2 protein-coding genes are annotated in these 2,072 nt (G+C 42.2%); both read left to right on the forward strand.

The window, feature by feature from the left end; all coding sequences use genetic code 11:
* The first annotated feature begins 50 nt into the window (after positions 1-50).
* Positions 51-692 (forward strand): pyroglutamyl-peptidase I, encoded by a 642-nt coding sequence (gene pcp, locus WMO65_RS26070; RefSeq protein WP_171286773.1) that lies wholly within the window; start codon positions 51-53, stop codon positions 690-692.
* Positions 692-1,117 carry a gamma-glutamylcyclotransferase family protein gene (locus WMO65_RS26075; RefSeq protein WP_349064846.1) on the forward strand — a complete coding sequence of 142 codons (426 nt, stop codon included), beginning with the start codon at positions 692-694 and terminating at the stop codon, positions 1,115-1,117. The genes pcp and WMO65_RS26075 overlap by 1 nt, the downstream gene beginning before the upstream one ends.
* The last annotated feature ends 955 nt before the right edge of the window (positions 1,118-2,072 follow it).

A 2,072-nucleotide genomic window follows, 5' to 3' on the forward strand; every position in this document is an offset into this window, starting at 1 on the left:
AGTTCACATTATTCTTATGCTTATAATTGGATTCAGATAAGGAGAAAGAAATGAAAATATTAGTGACAGGATTTGATCCCTTCGGGGGAGAGCTGGTAAATCCGGCCATTGAGACGGTAAAAAGACTGAGAGATAATATCTCGGGGGCGGAGATTATCAAGCTGGAGATACCCACTGTGTGCCATAAGTCCCTCCGGATAATCGAGGAGGCTGTGGTCAAATATGACCCGGATGTAGTTTTGTCTATCGGACAGGCAGGCGGGAGACCAGATATAACCATAGAGCGGGTAGGTATCAATGTGGATGACTGCCGTATTCCTGACAATGAGGGAAATCAGATTATTGACGAGCCTGTTTATCCGGATGGGCCGGCTGCTTATTTTGTAACCATTCCGATCAAAGCCATGGTTCAGCGGATTCAGAGCAGAGGAATTCCCGCATCCATATCCAATACGGCGGGTACCTTTGTCTGCAACCATGTGACATACGGGGTCTGTCATATGCTGGCAGCCAAATATCCTGGAAAGCGCAGTGGTTTTATCCATATTCCATTCCTGCCCCAGCAGGTAATAGATAAAAAGAATATGCCGTCCATGTCACAGGATGTACTGGTGGAGGGTATTGAAGCCGCAATTGAGGCAATTGTAGACACACCTACGGATATTAAGGTGATGGGCGGTGCAACACACTGATGAGAAGAGTGTTTGTATATGGGACACTTCGTGTGGGTATGTATAATTATGAGTACTATTATAAAGCTCATGATACATTCCGGCGCTATGCTTATGTGAAAGGCTCGCTCCATGCTATCAGGGGTAAAGCGTATCCTGCTCTGACGATAGGAGATGAGATGGTTCTGGGTGAGATTCATGAGGTGCCGGATGATGTCCAGAATGAAGTAGATTTGATGGAAGGCTTCTTTGGTGAGGGCAGAATAGAAAATGAATACGACAAAGTGTTTTGTACCATATATGATGACCTGGGCGAAGAAATCGATCATTTGCCAGTATATTTCTATAATCTGAGAAATCCGGAGAACCGGAGATTGATCGGGGACGTGATTTCATGTAACGATTATGTGAAATATCTGGAGATAAGAAAAACGGATGAAAGATGAGTAATCTGCCTGTGGTAGTATCAATTAATTTGTGTTTGCAATACGCTTATCCACAATGCCCTGTTTCATGCCGAAATGACATATGGATTATACTTCCCGGACTGGTCCGGCGTTACTGTGCTTTGTGGAGATCTTCCCGGAGGATTACCAGGCCCCCCCTTTTTAGGGATTTCATAAAGATACTTTTAAATTTAGGATAGCGGTATAGCATGACAGTGTTATACCGCTTTTCCCATATACATTGACCCTTTCGTGCATCAAATTCATTCTGACATATATGTGGCTCTGTAAATACATCTATGTATTTTGGTATTTGATATTTAGAAGTTCGGTTTAGGGGGCATTACAATTTAACCAGCGAGATTGGAACACTGGGATAATTCAGGAAAGGATTGATACATGAGTAAAAATCTGAAAAAAATTTGATGGCTTATGTGATGGTTCTTCCGGCATTCCTGGTGGTGATACTGACGGTGGCCTACCCGATTGTGACGGCCGTGATTTAAAGCTTTCAGAACAGTTAGACAGGAGATTTTACCTTGGCCAATTACACCTATTTCTTTACGGACAAGGCTCTAACTTGCTATATACCCTTTATATTGTGGCAGTGACAGTGGTGATTGCTATTGTGGTGGCTTATCTGCTGGCATTGCATCTGAGATTCGTAAAATCTAGAATTTCCAAAACGATTGGTATGTTGTACCTTCTGTAGGATTAATATCCAAAAGCTGCAGTCTGATAAGAAAAGGAGACTGTAGGGAAAAGAGTGTGTAATTCCCACAATCATTACGCTAATCATTTTTGTAATTGAGCGCCGGAAGGGAATAACGCTGGATGTGTTTCTTCTAAATAGGGGTGTACTAATTAGACATCATTATACATCGACACGGAATTTCATTTGTGTTATGATAGAATTACCAAAAGAAGGAAGAAACAAGAGGGTTTCGGAAGTATA

The organism is Blautia caccae, assembly GCF_040095955.1.
Classification (GTDB): domain Bacteria; phylum Bacillota; class Clostridia; order Lachnospirales; family Lachnospiraceae; genus Blautia; species Blautia celeris.